The organism is Rouxiella badensis, from assembly GCF_002093665.1.
In the GTDB taxonomy this organism is placed as follows: Bacteria; Pseudomonadota; Gammaproteobacteria; order Enterobacterales; family Enterobacteriaceae; genus Rouxiella; species Rouxiella badensis.
On the sequence record NZ_MRWE01000004.1, the window covers coordinates 69,210 to 84,171 of the forward strand.

Consider the following 14,962-nt stretch of genomic DNA (forward strand, 5'->3'; position numbering starts at 1 on the left):
ACGGATTTTGTTGTTTATTTACAGATTTTGTTTACTCACAGAGTGTTATCACACCGAATAACCATTACGGAGGGGATGATATGGATGAGTACTCGCCTAAGCGACATGATATTGCGCAACTGCGGTTCCTCAACGAAAGTTTGTACGACGAAGGAATTGCAACCCTGGGAGACAGCCATCACGGCTGGGTCAATGATCCAACTTCAGCAGTCAATCTGCAGTTGAATGACCTGATTGAGCATATTGCTTCTTTCGTCATGAGCTTTAAAATAAAATACCCGGATGAAACAAACCTCAGCGACCTGGTGGAAGAGTATCTCGACGATACCTACACCTTGTTCAGCAATTATGGAATAAACGATTCTGATTTACGTCAATGGCAAAAAACCAAGAAACGACTATTCAGAATGTTCTCAGGGGATTATGTCTGTACCCTGATGAAAACATAAAAGATAATTTAATAAAGAAATTAGCTACAGTTGAAAAGGCCATGATGAACAAAATCGACTATTTGATGCGTTTAAGAAAATGCACCACTATTGATACACTTGAACGTGTTATTGAGAAGAATAAGTACGAACTCTCTAATGATGAGTTGGAGCTGTTTTACTCTGCGGCCGATCACCGTCTCGCCGAGCTGACGATGAATAAGCTGTACGATAAAATCCCAACCTCCGTCTGGAAATTCGTACGCTAACGACTTGCTCATGACCTCATTGAGCCGATATTCGTATCGGCTCAATGCGCGTCTGTCACTCTGCCCATTCCCGTCATTAATGATTCACCGTCGAAGGGATAATACATTTATCCTCCTAATGAGTTCCGTTTATTGAAACCATCCTTAATCTTCATTTCCCCTCACTAACGCAGCGGGTTTATTTCACTCTGTCACGAAACGCCTGCAGCAAATATTGAAAACATTGTTCAGTCTGCGGCGAACGAAATGGCGAAGGCGTGCGCAACATCGCAACCGTTCGCGTTAATTCTGGCTGTTGTAGATGCACAATGGTTAATTCATCGTCATTAAGCGTCGACGTATATAATTCGGGAAGAATAGCCAACGCCAGCCTTGAACGCACCAGCCCATAGAGCGTTTCCTGAAAATCGACCCGATAGGCGATATCCAAACTTAAGCGATGGCTCTCAATTAAAGAATTAACCAGACGGCTACCGTTCCCTTTCTGGAACATGGCTATTGGCCGCCGCGAAAGATGACGCCAGGGCAGATGGTGCGCATCCGCCAGCGGGTCGTCCTTGCGCATCACCACCACAAAAGGGTCTTCGAGCAGCGGATACGATTCGATTTGCGGCGGTACCGAGCTGTCGAGAGAACCCAGTCCAAAATCGATCGCCCCTTTCTCCAGCTCAATCAGCAGACGATCGTTGGTCAAGTCATGAAACTCGACGCGCATCGACGGAAATCGCGTGGCGAGCAACTCGGGAACCGCAGGAAACAGCAGCGTACTGACCGATGGAATCAGCCCGATGCGCAGCGTGCCGTCGCCGCCCTGCGCCATGATCTGCTGCATATCGTCAAAGGTGTTGTGCGCGATGTTTAGCATTCTTTCGGCATAGGGCAGAATGGCCAACCCCTGCTCGGTCAGCGTGACCGACTGCGCGGTGCGGTTCACCAGTTTGCCCCCCAATACCGACTCTATCTGGCGCAGTGCGCTACTCAACGCAGGCTGACTGATAGCCAGTCGATGCGCTGTGCCAGTGAAGCTGCGCAGCTCGGCCAGCGTCACGAAATACTGGATCTGTTTAAGCGATAACGCAGGGAGCCTGCGCCAGGGTTCAGACATAATGCCCCGATGATTCAATGATGCTTAATAAAGTGTTATCCAGCATAACCCCATCTTATCCAGTGATAAAATAAATCATCTGTCAAATGCCCGCCGCCCTGCCTACAGTAAGCCATTCCCCTTTTTAAAGACGATAGTTAATCATGACCACAGACAGTTCAGCCCTCCCTCTGCGGCGACGCGCGGTTCAGGCCGCTATGGGAAAAACGCCCTTCGACAAGCTGCTAAAAAATGCCAATCTGCTGGATATGGTGACCGGTGAAATCCGCCTCGTCGATATTGGCCTGACTGGCTCGATGATTGCCAGCGTTCATCCATGCAGTGACGCATTTGAGGCGGTTGAAACGCTGGATTTAGCCGGTGCCTATCTTTCGCCAGGCCTGATTGATACCCACGTTCACGTCGAAAGCTCGCACCTTTCCGCAGACCGCTACGCGCAGATTGTGGTCGCTCAAGGCACTACAACGATTTACTGGGACCCGCACGAGCTTGCCAACGTACTCGGCGTCGCGGGTGTGCGTTACGCCGTCGAGTCGAGCAGGGGGCTGTCCCTGCGCGTTATCTGCGCTGCGCCTTCAAGCGTCCCTTCTACGCCGGGTCTTGAAACCTCGGGGGCCGATTTCAGAGGGGCTGAGATGCAGACCATGCTCGACTGGCCGGAAGTAGCAGGTGTCGCCGAGATGATGGACATGCACGGAGTGATTAACGGCAGCGAACGGATGCTCGAAATCCTCGAGGCCGGTCTGCAAAGTGGCAAACTGATTGAAGGCCACGCCCGCGGCCTCAAGGGAAAAACGCTACAGGCCTATCTGGCGGCGGGCGTTGGCTCTGACCATGAACTGACCTCGGCCGAAGACGCGCTGGAAAAACTCCGCGCGGGTCTTAATTTGCAAATCCGTGGGTCGCACCCTTACCTGCTGCCTGATATTGTTGCCGCACTCAACGCTCTGCCGCACCTGTCGTCGCAAATTACCCTGTGCACCGACGACGTGCCCCCTGATTTTCTGATGGAAAGAGGCGGGATGATTGCGTTGGTCAATACATTGATCGACTGCGGGCTGCGTGCCGAAGACGTGCTGCGGATGGCGTCCTTCAATGCCGCGCTGCGCCTCAAGCGTGACGACCTGGGGCTGATTGCCGCAGGCAGAACCGCTGACTTCTTCACCTTCGATTCACTACAGCATATCCGCCCTGCTCGCGTATTTGTTAACGGAGAATGCGTCGCCGAAGCAGGCCACATGCTGCGTGAAGAAAGCGCGCCACCCAGCGCGATGCAACCGCCTCGCGCCACCGTTCACCTCAACGCGCTACAGGCCACGGATTTCCAGCTACGCATTCCGGGCATTAAAAACGGCAAGGCCACGCTACGCCATATCAAAGGTGCGCGCTTCACTCAATGGAATGAGACCACGGTGGAGGTACGCGACGGCATTGCTCAACTGCCTGCCGGATTTAGTCTGATCTGGGTGCAGCATCGCCACGGCAAATCTCCGGCAAAACCACAGATGGCGCTGCTTGAAGGCTGGGGAGAGCTACGCGGCGCGATTGCTACCACCTATTCCCACGATTCACATAATTTAGTGGTGCTTGGGCGAAACCCGGCCGATATGGTGCGTGCAGCCAATCATCTGATTGCCTGCGGCGGCGGCATGGCGTTGGCGCAGAACGCCGAACTGCTGGCCAGCGTCGAGATGCCGATTGCCGGCATGCTCTCGGATTTACCGGCCAGCGAACTGGCGGCGCAGTTTAAAAACCTGCGAGAGCTTAGCGCACAGATTGCCGACTGGGAGCCGCCTTACCGCGTCTTCAAGGCGATTGAGGGGACCTGTCTGGCCTGTAACGCGGGTCCACATCTGACCGATTTAGGGCTGACCGACGGCGGTACCCGGCAAATTATCAACCCACTGGTCGCCGCGTGGGAAATTGAGTAAACGCGCAAAAGCAGAAATAATCTTTTGATAATCATAAATATTTTATTTTTCAGGGGAACACAGCATGGCAGACACCTCCGTTAAAAGTACCTCACCGCAGGCCGAAGGCAGCTGGTTGCAGAGGCGCTTTAAACTTAATCACCGTCAGACCACGGTTAAAACCGAGTGTCTGGCCGGGGTCACCGGTTTTCTGGCCGCTGCCTATCTTCTGGTGGTGATCCCCGGCTTGCTCTCTGTCGGGGGGATCGACAAAGGCGCAGCGCTCACTGGCACCATTATTATCCTGGTCGTCGGCAGCCTGCTGATGGCCTTCTATGCCAATCTGCCGTTTATGGTTGGGCCGGGTATAGGCGGCTCGGTGCTGGTTGGCATCACGCTGGCGGGTGACGGTATCAGCTGGCCGATAGGCCTGGGAATAGCCTGCTGGTCGGGTATTCTGTTCTTTGTGCTCACCGTACTCGGGCTGCGCGAGGTAGTGACGCGCTCGGTGCCCCAGTCGATCAAGCTGGGTCTGACCGCCTCCATCGGCATCTTTGTGGCGCTGCTAGGCTTTCGTAATGCCGGGCTGGTGATAGCCAATGCCAAAACGCACGCCCTTGGCCTCGGCGATTTTACGGCACCGGGTGCGCTGATTGCGCTGCTGGGATTAATGGTCGCCATTGGGCTACAGGCGCGCCGCGTGCCGGGGGCGCTTCTGTGGGCTATCCTGCTGGCGACGCTGGCCGGTATTCCCTTTGGCATCACTCATCTTCCAGGCGAATGGATAGCGCTCCCGCACTCCGTTGGCCCCTTGCTGGGCAAGATTGACCTGTTTGGAGCATTGAATATTGCCTTCCTGCCCTTCCTGTTTATCTTCTTCGCTTCGGAGTTTTTCTCGACCATGGGCACCACGCTGGCGGTGGGTGGCGAGGCAGGACTGCTCGACGAAAAGGGCAACATGAACAATATCAACCGCCCGTTCGTGGTCGACTCCATTGCCGCCGCGCTCGGTCCTATTTTCGGCATTCCTGCGGCAACGGCGCTAATTGAGTCGGCCGCCGCCGCTGAGGCAGGAGGCAAAACGGGTCTGACCGCATTGGCGGCGGCGTTGATGTTTCTGCTGACGCTGCTGTTGACGCCGGTGGCGTTGATGATCCCTAAAGAGGCGACCGCGCCGGCTCTCATCCTTATCGGCCTGAATATGTTCAGCGGGCTGCGCAAGGTGGATCTGGCCAATTTCACCGAGGGTCTGCCGGTATTAATGATGGTGATGGCGACGCTGATTTCGAACAGTTTCGGAACGGGGATTGCGGCGGGTCTGCTGTTTTACGTGGCCATTAAGGTGGTGGCAGGCAAGGCGCGCGAAGTGCCGATCGGTCTGTACGTGCTGGCAATTCCGCTGGTGTACTACTTTGCGACGCTGACGCATCACTGAGAATTTTGGGAGAATGAGCAAAGCGGTAGGGCTGAAATGGTGGAGGCCCTGCCAGCTACATCCCGGCACACACGACACCTGCTATGGCTGCTTCCTTCCGGACCTGACCTGGTTAACAAGTTAGCGTTGCGGGAGAACCAACAGGGCCCCCATTGACGTTGACGGCTTCAGTACTGCGAAGCGGTGGGCATTATCAGGGATGACCATAACAAAAGCAAGTTAACTGCCGACAACCGTTGTTTTCTTATACAATCAACGGCGAATAATTTTAAGAAAGGTGATCGGCATGTCAGAAGTGGACAATTTTCGCCAACGGGTGTTTCAGATTCTTGCGGCCATTCCGGAAGGTCAGGTCACGACCTACGGCGACGTCGCGAAGCTCGCAGGCTCTCCGCGTGCGGCGAGACAGGTAGGCGGCGTGCTCAAGAAACTGCCGGAAGGCAGCACTCTGCCATGGTATCGGGTGGTCAATCGTCACGGTGAGATTTCTCTTCAGGGCGAAGATTTTAAAAGACAGCGCCAGGCACTGTTGGCCGAGGGGATTATCTTTCAGAAAGGCAAAATTGATTTACTGAAGTACGGATGGAAGCTTTAAAAACTTCCCCTGCATGCAGGGGAAGTGAGCAGATTAATAGGCTGGCTGGCTAGAGGCCGGAGGGGGAACCGGTGCATCAGCGCCTGCGGAATATGGGTTACCCATAGGGCCAAGGCCGGTTGGCTTGGTCGCAACCGGAACCGATGTGACTGGCACCAACTGCAGGTCCGCACGCGTACCCATCGCGTTATTAATCACTTCTTTGATGTCCTGAGTAATGAACATCAGGCGACCGTTTTCGGATACTGCCGCACTCAGGATGATACGCGCATTCGGTTTAATATCCTGCGGGTTATACGGCAAGATAAAGCTGAATGGCGCCTGTTTGCCTTCTGTACGCGCGACTTTCTGCGCGATGACGCGAGAAGGTGCGTCCGCCATTGACGCATCTGACAGCGTCACGGTTAATACTGCATCAGGCGGCAGAGCGACACGTTGAGAGATATTCACTACACCGGAGACGTTCGGTCCGGTAATCGCTGGCCTCATTGATGGGCTAGCAGTCGAATTGGGTGAATCGGGTGGTGGCATCTGCTGATGTGTAGCACAACCTGCCAGAGCAAAAGACAGTGCGGTCCCACCTACTATCTGCCAAAGTTTCATAATTGATCACTCCTTTATAGTCATCTGCACGGCACCGGTTTTCTACATGCCGATTTGATTGGAATAGTTAATTTAACCACTCGTATAAATAACTATGGCACATAAATCCGAATTATTCCTACCGCAGGTACAAAGCCCTCTTCTGCTGATAAAAAGTATCCACTATCATAAAGTCTATAAATCCTGTTGAGACAGCATAGTAGAATGGATTTCGTCCTCTTTTTGCATGGATTTATGAGAACAATCCGACGGGAAAAAACCCTACTTTCGCGAGGCCAGCTATGAGTCAGGCACTAAAGAATTTATTGGATTTGTTGAATCTGGAAGAGATAGAAGAAGGGCTATTTCGGGGGGAAAGTGAAGATCTCGGCCTGCGCCAGGTGTTCGGTGGACAGGTCGTCGGCCAAGCGCTGTATGCCGCCAAGCAGACCGTGCCGAGCGACCGCGGTATTCACTCTTTCCACAGCTATTTTCTGCGTCCCGGCGACAGCACCAAGCCTATCGTCTACGACGTTGAGATCCTGCGAGACGGCAACAGCTTCAGCGCCCGTCGCGTTAAGGCGGTGCAAGGCGGCAAGCCGATTTTCTACATGACGGCCTCGTTCCAGAGCCTAGAGGAAGGTTTTGAGCATCAAAATACCATGCCACAGGTACCTGCTCCCGAGACCCTGATTTCGGAATCTGACATCGCAAAGCAGTTTATCCATATGATCCCCAAGCGTTTTCACGAGAAATTTACCGGCGAGCGGCCGATTGAAATGCGTCCGGTCAAGTTTCACAATCCGCTGCAAGGCAAACATGAAGCCCCTGAGCGCGCCGTGTGGATCAGGGCAAACGGCGCGATGCCGGACGATTTACGCATTCATCAGTATTTGCTGGGCTACGCCTCAGACTTCAACTTCCTGCCTACCGCACTGCAACCCCACGGCGTGGGCTTCCTTGAAGAAGGAATGCAGGTTGCCACCATCGACCATTCAATGTGGTTCCACCGTCCGTTCCGCATGGATGAGTGGCTGCTTTACAGCATTGAGAGCCCGTCAGCCTCAGGCGCGCGCGGCTTCGTGAGAGGACAGTTCTACACCCGCGAGGGCGTGCTGGTAGCGTCGACAGTACAGGAAGGCGTGATGCGCCAGAGAAAGCCGGAATAACCCACGCAGAGCAAAAAAGAAGGGAGACGATAAAATCGTCCCCCTTTTGCGCTATGTCATCATTATCCGTTTGTACGGGATTTTTTTGTTGGCAATCGATATTACTGGTTGTAGGCGTTTTCGCCGTGGCTGTTTACGTCCAGACCTTCACGTTCCTGCTCTTCAGGAACACGCAGACCCACCGCCATGTCAGCAATTTTGTAAGCGATAAAGGCAACTACGCTTGACCACACCAGCGTAACCAGGATGCTCAGCAGCTGGATCCACACCTGATGGCCCATGGTCACGCCTTCTGCATAACCCGTGCCGCCCAGAGAGCTGGCGCTGAAGATGCCGGTCAGGATACAACCCACGATGCCGCATACGCCGTGAACGCCGAACACGTCACAGGTATCGTCAACGTTGAGCCATTTTTTCAGGGTAACAACGCCCCACAGGCCAGCAACACCCCCGACCAGACCAATTATCAGAGCACCACCAACGCCGACCGTACCACAGGCTGGGGTGATAGCAACCAGACCCGCGATAGCACCGGAACATGCACCCAGCAGAGAAGGTTTACCGCGAACCATCCACTCGACCAGCACCCATGACAGGATTGCGCCTGCGGTTGCCATAACGGTGTTCAAGAACGCTAGCGCCGCGATAGAGCTTGCCGCACTTGCTGAACCGGCGTTGAAGCCGAACCAGCCAACGTAGAGGATTGATGCACCGGTGAAGACCATCGGCAGGTTGTGAGGTTTGAACGCTTCTTTACCGAAGCCCGCACGTTTACCCAGCAGATAAGCACCGACCAGACCTGCGCTCGCCGCGTTGATGTGAACCACGGTGCCGCCTGCGAAGTCCAGTGCGCCATCGGCAGCCAGGAAACCGCCAGCCCAGACCATGTGCGCAATCGGCACATAGGAGAAGGTCAGCCAGATAACGGTGAAAATAAGCACGGCTGAGAAACGTACGCGTTCAGCGATACCGCCAACCACCAGCGCAACCGTAATGGCAGCGAAGGAACACTGGAAGGCCACGTGAATCAACTGAGAGAAAGTGCCGGTCACTGAGGTCAAACCGATGCCTTTCAGCATCGCGTTGCTGAAACCGCCGAAGAAGGCGTTGCCGGTGCTAAACGCCAGGCTGTAGCCGTAGAGCATCCACAGCACGCAAACCAGCGCGAAGGTGACAATGACCTGAGTCAGCATCGACAGCACGTTTTTAGAACGCAACAAACCGCCGTAGAACAGCGCCACGCCTGGAACGGTCATAAACAGCACCAGAGCAGTACAAATCATCATGAAGGCATTATCAGCGCCATTGGCTACCGGGTCGGCAGCCATTGCCAGCGTTGGCAGCATCGCTACCGCAGCAAGCCCCATCATGGATAAAAGTTTTTTCATTATCAATCTACCCCTGTTTCTCAAATTACAGTGCTGCTTCGTCGGTTTCGCCGGTACGGATGCGAATAACGCGTTGCAATTCGGCAACGAAAATTTTGCCATCACCGATCTTGCCGGTGTAGGCCGCTTTGCTAATCACGTCGATGACTTCATCAAGCTGATCGTCAGCGATGGCGATATCTATTTTTACTTTTGGCAGGAAGTTGACGCTGTATTCAGCACCACGATACAACTCCGCATGACCTTTTTGGCGACCAAAACCTTTAACTTCCGTTACGGTCAGCCCTTGAATGCCCACAGCAGACAATGCTTCACGCACGTCTTCCAGCTTGAAAGGTTTGATCACCACAGTAACCAGCTTCATTTTGCCACTCCTTAAATTAAGAGCTTATCGTGATGCGACTCACGCCCGATACGAAGTGGTTAAAGCAAAGGCTGTGCCAAATGTGTCTAAAATTATCGATTCAGCTCATTAACCGCGGGCAGCGCCATTTTCAGATAAACGTTAGGGTTTTTTGGCAAGGAACCTGCGGGGAACAATAAGAAAAGCGTAGCAGAGGAAGCACCAATTTGGTGCGCTGCGTTCAGAAAAGGTGCAAGACGATGAGAGCATGCTGAGGCATTGCATGAAGTTGGTGCGAGCCATCGGCAAAAGGGAAGATAACAAGTTGAAAAAAACGCCGCGTAAAACCGTATCGGCCAGGGTTTTACGCGGAGGGATCAAGGCGTAGTCAGCGCCTCTCCTTGTTCGGCAGTGGCAAGCTCTTCGCCCGCCAGCTGCAACTGATACATCTGATAATAGCGGCCTTTTTCCTGAAGAAGTTGCAGGTGATTCCCCTGCTCTACCGCCTGACCGCGATGCAATACCAGAATATTATCGGCGTCAACGATGGTAGACAAACGGTGGGCAATCACCACCAGCGTGGTTTGCTGCCGAATAGCCCGCAAAGCACGCGAAATTGCCTGCTCGGTCCCGGAGTCGATATTTGCCGTTGCCTCGTCAAGGATCAAAATCTCGGGCGCTTGCACCAGAACGCGCGCCATCGCCAGCAGTTGCTTTTGCCCCACCGAGAGGTTATTTCCCTGCTCGCCAAGACGGGTGTGGACGCCTTCCGGCATCGCCTTAACCAGCGGCGCAAGCTGCACCGTTTCCAGTGCATGCCACACCTGTTCTTCGTCTACGTCACGACCGAGGGTGACGTTAGCCAGCACGGTTTCGGCCAGCACCACGGGGTCTTGTTGAACCATCGCCACGCCTTTGCGCAGGCAGGCGTGAGAAAGCGAGGTTAGTGAACGGCCGTCGATCAGAATATCGCCCCGGTTTAACGGGTAATAGCCCATTAGCAGGTTGGCGAGCGTACTTTTGCCGCTGCCGGTGTGTCCAACCAGCGCGACGAATCCTCGCGAAGGCACGTGCAGGGAGATATTTTCCAGCACCCATTTATCCTGGCGATAGGCAAAGCTCACGTCACGAAAATCTATCTCGCCGCTGGTCAGCGGTTTTTCATCTTCGCCGTACTCCTGCTGAGCACGGTCCATCAGGTCAAAGATACGCTCACCGGCAACCACCGCCTGTTGCAGTATCGACTGCTGGGAGGTCAAGGCAATCAACGGCTCATTAAGGCGTGAAAGGTAGTTAATGAAGGCATAGAGCACGCCGACGCCGATACTGCCCTCCTCACTAAAACCAAACAGCACCAGCAGGCCGCAGAGAATGAGCGACCCGAACAGGCTGAGCAGAGGACGCAGCAAAAAGCCTTCAAGCTTCAACGTTTTCATCCGCGCCAGATAGTGTGACTGACTGGCCCGCGCCAGGCGATCGCCAAAACGTTTCTGCTGGCGGAACTGCTGCACCACGCCCATGCCGTTAATCACTTCGTTGAAACCGTCGTTGATATCAGCAAGGTAACTGCGTACCTCACGTACGATAGGCGTGCTGTAGACCTGATACAGCGCCATCACCACCAGCACCGCCGGGAAAATACAGATGGCAATCAGGGCCATACGCCAGTCGAGCAGGAACATCGCCACCAGCATGGCACCGATCAGCGCAATACTGCGCAGCACGGTGGAAACTACGGTGACGTAAAGGTCGCGGATGACCTCGGTATCGTTGGTCACTCGGGAAATCAGCTGGCCAACCGGCTGGGTATCGAAGGCGCTAAGCGGCTGTCGCAGCGCGGCGTCCATCACGTCAGTGCGCAAACGTTGCACCACACCCACTGCGGCACGATTAAACAACAGCGCCTGCGAATAGTGAAGACAGGCAGCCAAGATTTGCAGCACGATAAAAGTGACAGCCAGCAGGCTGACCTTCCCCAACGGCATCGTGCCCCTGGAGACAAAGTTGTCGATGAAATAGCTGATGAGGATCGGGCCAAGCACTTCGGCGGCGGCGGCAACCCACAGCATGATGACGGCAATCGACAGCGGCTTGCGGTACGATTTTCCATAAACCAGCAGGCGCTTGAGCGTTGGCCACAGTTTTATCTTCTTAGCCGGCGGCGCCTTGGACAAAATTTTACTCATGATCAGACGGGCTCCTCTTGGGCAGGAACGTCATCCAATGCCGCTTCAAGCTGTTGATAACGGTTCATATCACGATACCAGCCGGCGCTGGCGGCCAGCGTTTCATGGTTACCGCGTTGCACCACGGTACCTTTGTTGAACACCAGAATTTCGGCGGCATCTATCAGAGCGGAAAGCCGGTGTGCGCTGATAATCACCGTCTTGTTGTTGCCCCACTGACGCAGATTTTGCAGAATCTGATGTTCGGTGCGGCCATCGACCGCGCTGAGAGCGTCATCGAGGATCAAAATTTCGGCGTCGAGCAGCAGTGCGCGCGCAATGGAGATACGCTGTTTCTGACCGCCGGAAAGCATCACGCCGCGCTCGCCAACCTCGGTTTCATACCCTTGAGGCAGGCGTAAAATATCATCATGCACGCAGGCCATCTTCGCCGCTTGCTCTATCTGCTCGGGCGTCGCGTCCGGTTGCCCCAGCGCAATGTTTTGCGCCACGGTATCGGAGAACAGGAATGGCGTCTGGCTCACCACCGCCATTCGAGCACGCCAGTCGTCGAGCACCACGTCGCTCAACGCTTTCCCCTGATAGGTAATACTGCCCTGAGTCACATCAAACTGACGTTGCAGCAGCGCCAGAAGCGTACTCTTGCCCGAACCTGTCGGTCCACAGAGGCCCAGCATGTTGCCCGGCGCGAGATTGAAATGTACGTCTTGCAGCGCCGAGGCGCTATTTACCGGATAATGGAAGCTGTCGATATTGACCTCCAGCACGCTGCGCTCCGGCGACAGAGGCACCGTGCCGTCAACCACACACGGCGCTTCCTGAAGCAGACTGCGGATACGGCTGTAGGCCGCGCTTCCACGTTCAACTATGTTAAACATCCAGGCCAGCGCCAGCATTGGCCAAATCATCAGCCCCAGATACATCACGAAACTGGTCAGTTGACCCAGCGTCAGATGACCGTTGACCACCATCCAACTGCCGCCCCCGATGGCAATCATGTTTGCCATGCCGATAGAGACATAAATAGTGGGATCGAAACGGGCATCGACGCGGGCGACGCGCATGTTTTTGAGGCCAGTGTCCTGTGCGACCTCGGCAAACTGTGAGGACTGGTGATTCTCCAAACCGAAGGCCTTGATCATGCGAATACTGGTCAGACTTTCCTGCGCCTGATCGTTTAAAGACGAGAATGCCGCCTGAGCGACCTTGAATCGCTGGTGCAGTTGGTCACCGTAGCGTTTGATGACCGCGGCCATAATGGGCATTGGCACCAGCGAGAGCAGCGTCAGCTCCCAGCTTATCTGCGTCGCCATGACAATCAGCACCGCCAGCCCCATCACCAGAGAGTCAACCAGCGTTAATACGCCCTCACCCGCGGCGAAAACCACGCGGTCGACGTCGTTGGTCGCGCGGGCAATCAGGTCACCGGTGCGATGACGCAAATAGAAGGCAGGATGCTGACGACTGAGCTGACGGTAGAAATTCTGGCGCAGTTCAACGGCGAGTTTATAGGATGCCCCAAACAGCAGCACGCGCCAGACATAGCGCAGCAGATAGACCAGAATTGCGGTGCCAAGAATCAGGCCGAGCCAGCCAAACAGCTTCCCTTCGGACAGGGTTTTATTAGTGACGCCATCAATGATGATGCCCACGAGCTTTGGCGGTAATAATTGCAGGATGGCGATGATAATAAGCAGAGCGACAGCTCCGAGGTACCGTTGCCATTCGCGGCGAAAGTACCAGGCCAGTTGGGCAAACAGTCTCACGCAGATTTTTCCATGATTTTAGTTTTTAAATTCTCTTATTTCCTGCGCTAGGATAACACCGATAAGCGCCCATTCTTATGAAACTTTTTTGCCTAAAGAGGCAAATGGGTGGTGGACTTTATTCGTTCCATCGCAAAATTAGAGGTGACGTCAAGCAGCCCCGGCACGGCACTGACCAACTTTTTATAGAAGTTATCGTAGCTCTTCATGTCTGCCACCTGGACCTGCATCAGATAATCATATTCGCCGGCCATTCTATAAAATGACAACACTTCGGGAAAAGACTCGATCTGTTCGACAAAATTCTGATACCACTGGCTGCTATGCTGCTGGGTTTTGATCCTCACAAATGCGGTCAGGCTCAGGCCCAGTTTGTCACCATCCAGAAGCGCCACTTTGCCGAGGATAACTCCCTCCTCTTCGAGTTTTTTGATTCGCTTCCAGCACGGCGTAGAAGTGAGATTCACCGCCTCGGCCAGCTCATTGAGTGACAGCGTGCAGTCCTGCTGCAAAAGCGCTAAAAGTTTACGGTCAGTTTTATCTATCATTTGGCTTCCCAGAAGAAAAATTTTCTCTAAATTGGTTTTTGTACGTTAAAAATAGCAACTTTTTTCCTCGCTGACCAAGGTAAGCTACTGCACATCAACTCAAATATTTTCGGAAGCACGCAATGAACGACTGTTGGGTAAAAAACGCTATTAAAGAGATCGACGCCGATTTTCAACGCTCAGCAGATACCCATCTGATTCGATTGAATATTGCGGACTTTCCAGGCATTTCGCTGTATCTGAAAGACGAAAGCACCCATCCGACCGGCAGCCTGAAGCACAGATTGGCGCGTTCGCTGTTTTTATACGGACTGTGCAACGGCTGGATTAAGGAAAATACGCCGATCATCGAGTCATCGTCAGGCAGCACGGCCATCTCTGAAGCCTACTTCGCCCGCCTGTTAGGCCTGCCGTTTATTGCGGTAATGCCCGCCTGCACAGCGCCGAGAAAAATTCAGCAGATCGAATTTTACGGCGGTCGCTGCCATTTTGTTGAGAACTCAAGCCAAATTTACGCCGCCTCGGAACAGTTGGCCAAAGAGCTTAACGGCCACTATATGGACCAGTTCACCTACGCCGAGCGCGCCACCGACTGGCGCGGCAATAACAACATCGCCGACAGCATTTATCGCCAGATGACGCTCGAGCCGCACCCGGTCCCGCGCTATCTGGTCATGAGTGCTGGAACCGGAGGCACCTCGGCCACGCTGGGCCGCTACATCCGCTATCAGGGGCATCAGACCGAACTGGTGGTGGTTGACCCGGAAAACTCGGTGTTTTACGACTGCTTCCACCAGAGTAATAGAGATTTAGTGGCGCAGTGCAGCAGCCGTATTGAAGGCATCGGCCGCCCGCGCGTTGAGCCGTCTTTCATTCCGAGCGTGATTGACCGCATGGTGCAGGTGCCCGATGCCGCAAGCGTCGCCACCGTGCACTGGCTTGAAACCATGCTGGGCCGCAAGGTCGGCGGTTCGACCGGTACCAATGTCTGGGGTGCGCTGCAGCTGGCCGAAGAGATGCGTGAAAGGGGCGAGACAGGCTCGATTGTTACGCTGATTTGCGACAGCGGAGAGCGCTACCAGCACACCTATTTCAACCCACATTGGGTGGCTGAAAATTTAGGCGACCTCTCGCCTTTCCGCGAAAAACTGCTGGGTCTGCGCTGATAAAACATCAGGCTCGGTGAGCGGCAAAAAATGAAAAAAGCCGACGTTTGGACGTCGGCTGGCCGCAAGACC

General features: G+C 54.2%; 14 protein-coding genes and 1 other RNA gene. 7 read left to right on the forward strand and 8 right to left on the reverse strand.

Annotated features, from left to right (window positions below):
• The first annotated feature begins 80 nt into the window (after nucleotides 1–80).
• Entirely contained in the window at nucleotides 81–449 is a 369-nt protein-coding gene (gene tomB / locus BS640_RS03655) for an Hha toxicity modulator TomB (protein ID WP_017492280.1), read from the forward strand.
• Nucleotides 450–493: 44 nt separating this feature from the next.
• Entirely contained in the window at nucleotides 494–697 is a 204-nt protein-coding gene (locus BS640_RS03660) for an HHA domain-containing protein (RefSeq protein ID WP_026110585.1), read from the forward strand.
• 178 nt (nucleotides 698–875) lie between these two features.
• Here BS640_RS03660 and BS640_RS03665 read toward each other — a convergent pair whose 3' ends face one another.
• Nucleotides 876–1,802: a LysR family transcriptional regulator gene (locus BS640_RS03665; protein ID WP_017492278.1), complete on the reverse strand. Its 927-nt coding sequence runs from the start codon at nucleotides 1,800–1,802 to the stop codon at nucleotides 876–878.
• Nucleotides 1,803–1,945: 143 nt separating this feature from the next.
• Here BS640_RS03665 and BS640_RS03670 point away from each other — a divergent pair, with 143 nt between their 5' ends.
• A complete protein-coding gene (locus BS640_RS03670) occupies nucleotides 1,946–3,733 on the forward strand; it encodes an adenine deaminase (protein ID WP_026110584.1) in 1,788 nt (595 codons plus the stop codon).
• Between the two features lie 64 nt (nucleotides 3,734–3,797).
• On the forward strand, nucleotides 3,798–5,147 hold the full coding sequence (locus BS640_RS03675; RefSeq protein WP_017492276.1) for an NCS2 family permease: 1,350 nt from the start codon (nucleotides 3,798–3,800) through the stop codon (nucleotides 5,145–5,147).
• 46 nt (nucleotides 5,148–5,193) lie between these two features.
• On the opposite strand, the gene ffs is transcribed toward BS640_RS03675, so the two are convergent.
• An RNA gene (ffs, locus tag BS640_RS03680) (signal recognition particle sRNA small type) lies at nucleotides 5,194–5,290 on the reverse strand.
• Between the two features lie 143 nt (nucleotides 5,291–5,433).
• On the opposite strand from ffs, the gene BS640_RS03685 reads away from it, so the two are divergent.
• Nucleotides 5,434–5,742 (forward strand): MGMT family protein, encoded by a 309-nt coding sequence (locus BS640_RS03685; RefSeq protein ID WP_017492275.1) that lies wholly within the window; start codon nucleotides 5,434–5,436, stop codon nucleotides 5,740–5,742.
• Between the two features lie 33 nt (nucleotides 5,743–5,775).
• Here the strand turns inward: BS640_RS03685 and BS640_RS03690 are convergent, their stop codons facing one another.
• Complete coding sequence (locus BS640_RS03690; RefSeq protein WP_026110583.1) at nucleotides 5,776–6,345, reverse strand: YbaY family lipoprotein; 570 nt, start codon at nucleotides 6,343–6,345, stop codon at nucleotides 5,776–5,778.
• A 281-nt stretch (nucleotides 6,346–6,626) separates the two neighbouring features.
• On the opposite strand from BS640_RS03690, the gene tesB reads away from it, so the two are divergent.
• On the forward strand, nucleotides 6,627–7,493 hold the full coding sequence (tesB, locus tag BS640_RS03695; protein WP_026110582.1) for an acyl-CoA thioesterase II: 867 nt from the start codon (nucleotides 6,627–6,629) through the stop codon (nucleotides 7,491–7,493).
• A 101-nt stretch (nucleotides 7,494–7,594) separates the two neighbouring features.
• Here the strand turns inward: tesB and amtB are convergent, their stop codons facing one another.
• The 5 genes from amtB to BS640_RS03720 form a co-directional block, all read right to left on the reverse strand.
• On the reverse strand, nucleotides 7,595–8,881 hold the full coding sequence (gene amtB / locus BS640_RS03700) for an ammonium transporter AmtB (RefSeq protein ID WP_084911934.1): 1,287 nt from the start codon (nucleotides 8,879–8,881) through the stop codon (nucleotides 7,595–7,597).
• Nucleotides 8,882–8,906: 25 nt separating this feature from the next.
• Nucleotides 8,907–9,245 (reverse strand): P-II family nitrogen regulator, encoded by a 339-nt coding sequence (glnK, locus tag BS640_RS03705; RefSeq protein ID WP_009639071.1) that lies wholly within the window; start codon nucleotides 9,243–9,245, stop codon nucleotides 8,907–8,909.
• Nucleotides 9,246–9,601: 356 nt separating this feature from the next.
• Nucleotides 9,602–11,410, reverse strand: coding sequence for a SmdB family multidrug efflux ABC transporter permease/ATP-binding protein (locus tag BS640_RS03710; RefSeq protein ID WP_084911937.1), 1,809 nt, complete (start codon nucleotides 11,408–11,410; stop codon nucleotides 9,602–9,604).
• Nucleotides 11,411–11,412: 2 nt separating this feature from the next.
• Entirely contained in the window at nucleotides 11,413–13,176 is a 1,764-nt protein-coding gene (locus BS640_RS03715; RefSeq protein ID WP_017489792.1) for a SmdA family multidrug ABC transporter permease/ATP-binding protein, read from the reverse strand.
• Between the two features lie 92 nt (nucleotides 13,177–13,268).
• Nucleotides 13,269–13,724 carry an Lrp/AsnC family transcriptional regulator gene (locus BS640_RS03720; RefSeq protein WP_017489793.1) on the reverse strand — a complete coding sequence of 152 codons (456 nt, stop codon included), beginning with the start codon at nucleotides 13,722–13,724 and terminating at the stop codon, nucleotides 13,269–13,271.
• Between the two features lie 122 nt (nucleotides 13,725–13,846).
• Between BS640_RS03720 and BS640_RS03725 the strand changes: the two genes are divergently transcribed.
• A complete protein-coding gene (locus BS640_RS03725; RefSeq protein ID WP_017489794.1) occupies nucleotides 13,847–14,890 on the forward strand; it encodes a PLP-dependent cysteine synthase family protein in 1,044 nt (347 codons plus the stop codon).
• Nucleotides 14,891–14,962 lie beyond the last annotated feature (72 nt).

Excerpts from the sequence above, each read along its gene's own strand:
- BS640_RS03675 (WP_017492276.1), top strand. The coding sequence starts at position 3,798 with ATGGCAGACACCTCCGTTAAAAGTACCTCACCGCAGGCCGAAGGCAGC.
- amtB (WP_084911934.1), bottom strand. The coding sequence starts at position 8,881 with ATGAAAAAACTTTTATCCATGATGGGGCTTGCTGCGGTAGCGATGCTG.
- BS640_RS03725 (WP_017489794.1), top strand. The coding sequence starts at position 13,847 with ATGAACGACTGTTGGGTAAAAAACGCTATTAAAGAGATCGACGCCGAT.
- tomB (WP_017492280.1), top strand. The coding sequence starts at position 81 with ATGGATGAGTACTCGCCTAAGCGACATGATATTGCGCAACTGCGGTTC.
- BS640_RS03710 (WP_084911937.1), bottom strand. The coding sequence starts at position 11,410 with ATGAGTAAAATTTTGTCCAAGGCGCCGCCGGCTAAGAAGATAAAACTG.
- BS640_RS03670 (WP_026110584.1), top strand. The coding sequence starts at position 1,946 with ATGACCACAGACAGTTCAGCCCTCCCTCTGCGGCGACGCGCGGTTCAG.
- tesB (WP_026110582.1), top strand. The coding sequence starts at position 6,627 with ATGAGTCAGGCACTAAAGAATTTATTGGATTTGTTGAATCTGGAAGAG.
- BS640_RS03720 (WP_017489793.1), bottom strand. The coding sequence starts at position 13,724 with ATGATAGATAAAACTGACCGTAAACTTTTAGCGCTTTTGCAGCAGGAC.
- BS640_RS03685 (WP_017492275.1), top strand. The coding sequence starts at position 5,434 with ATGTCAGAAGTGGACAATTTTCGCCAACGGGTGTTTCAGATTCTTGCG.
- glnK (WP_009639071.1), bottom strand. The coding sequence starts at position 9,245 with ATGAAGCTGGTTACTGTGGTGATCAAACCTTTCAAGCTGGAAGACGTG.
- BS640_RS03690 (WP_026110583.1), bottom strand. The coding sequence starts at position 6,345 with ATGAAACTTTGGCAGATAGTAGGTGGGACCGCACTGTCTTTTGCTCTG.
- BS640_RS03660 (WP_026110585.1), top strand. The coding sequence starts at position 494 with ATGAACAAAATCGACTATTTGATGCGTTTAAGAAAATGCACCACTATT.
- BS640_RS03665 (WP_017492278.1), bottom strand. The coding sequence starts at position 1,802 with ATGTCTGAACCCTGGCGCAGGCTCCCTGCGTTATCGCTTAAACAGATC.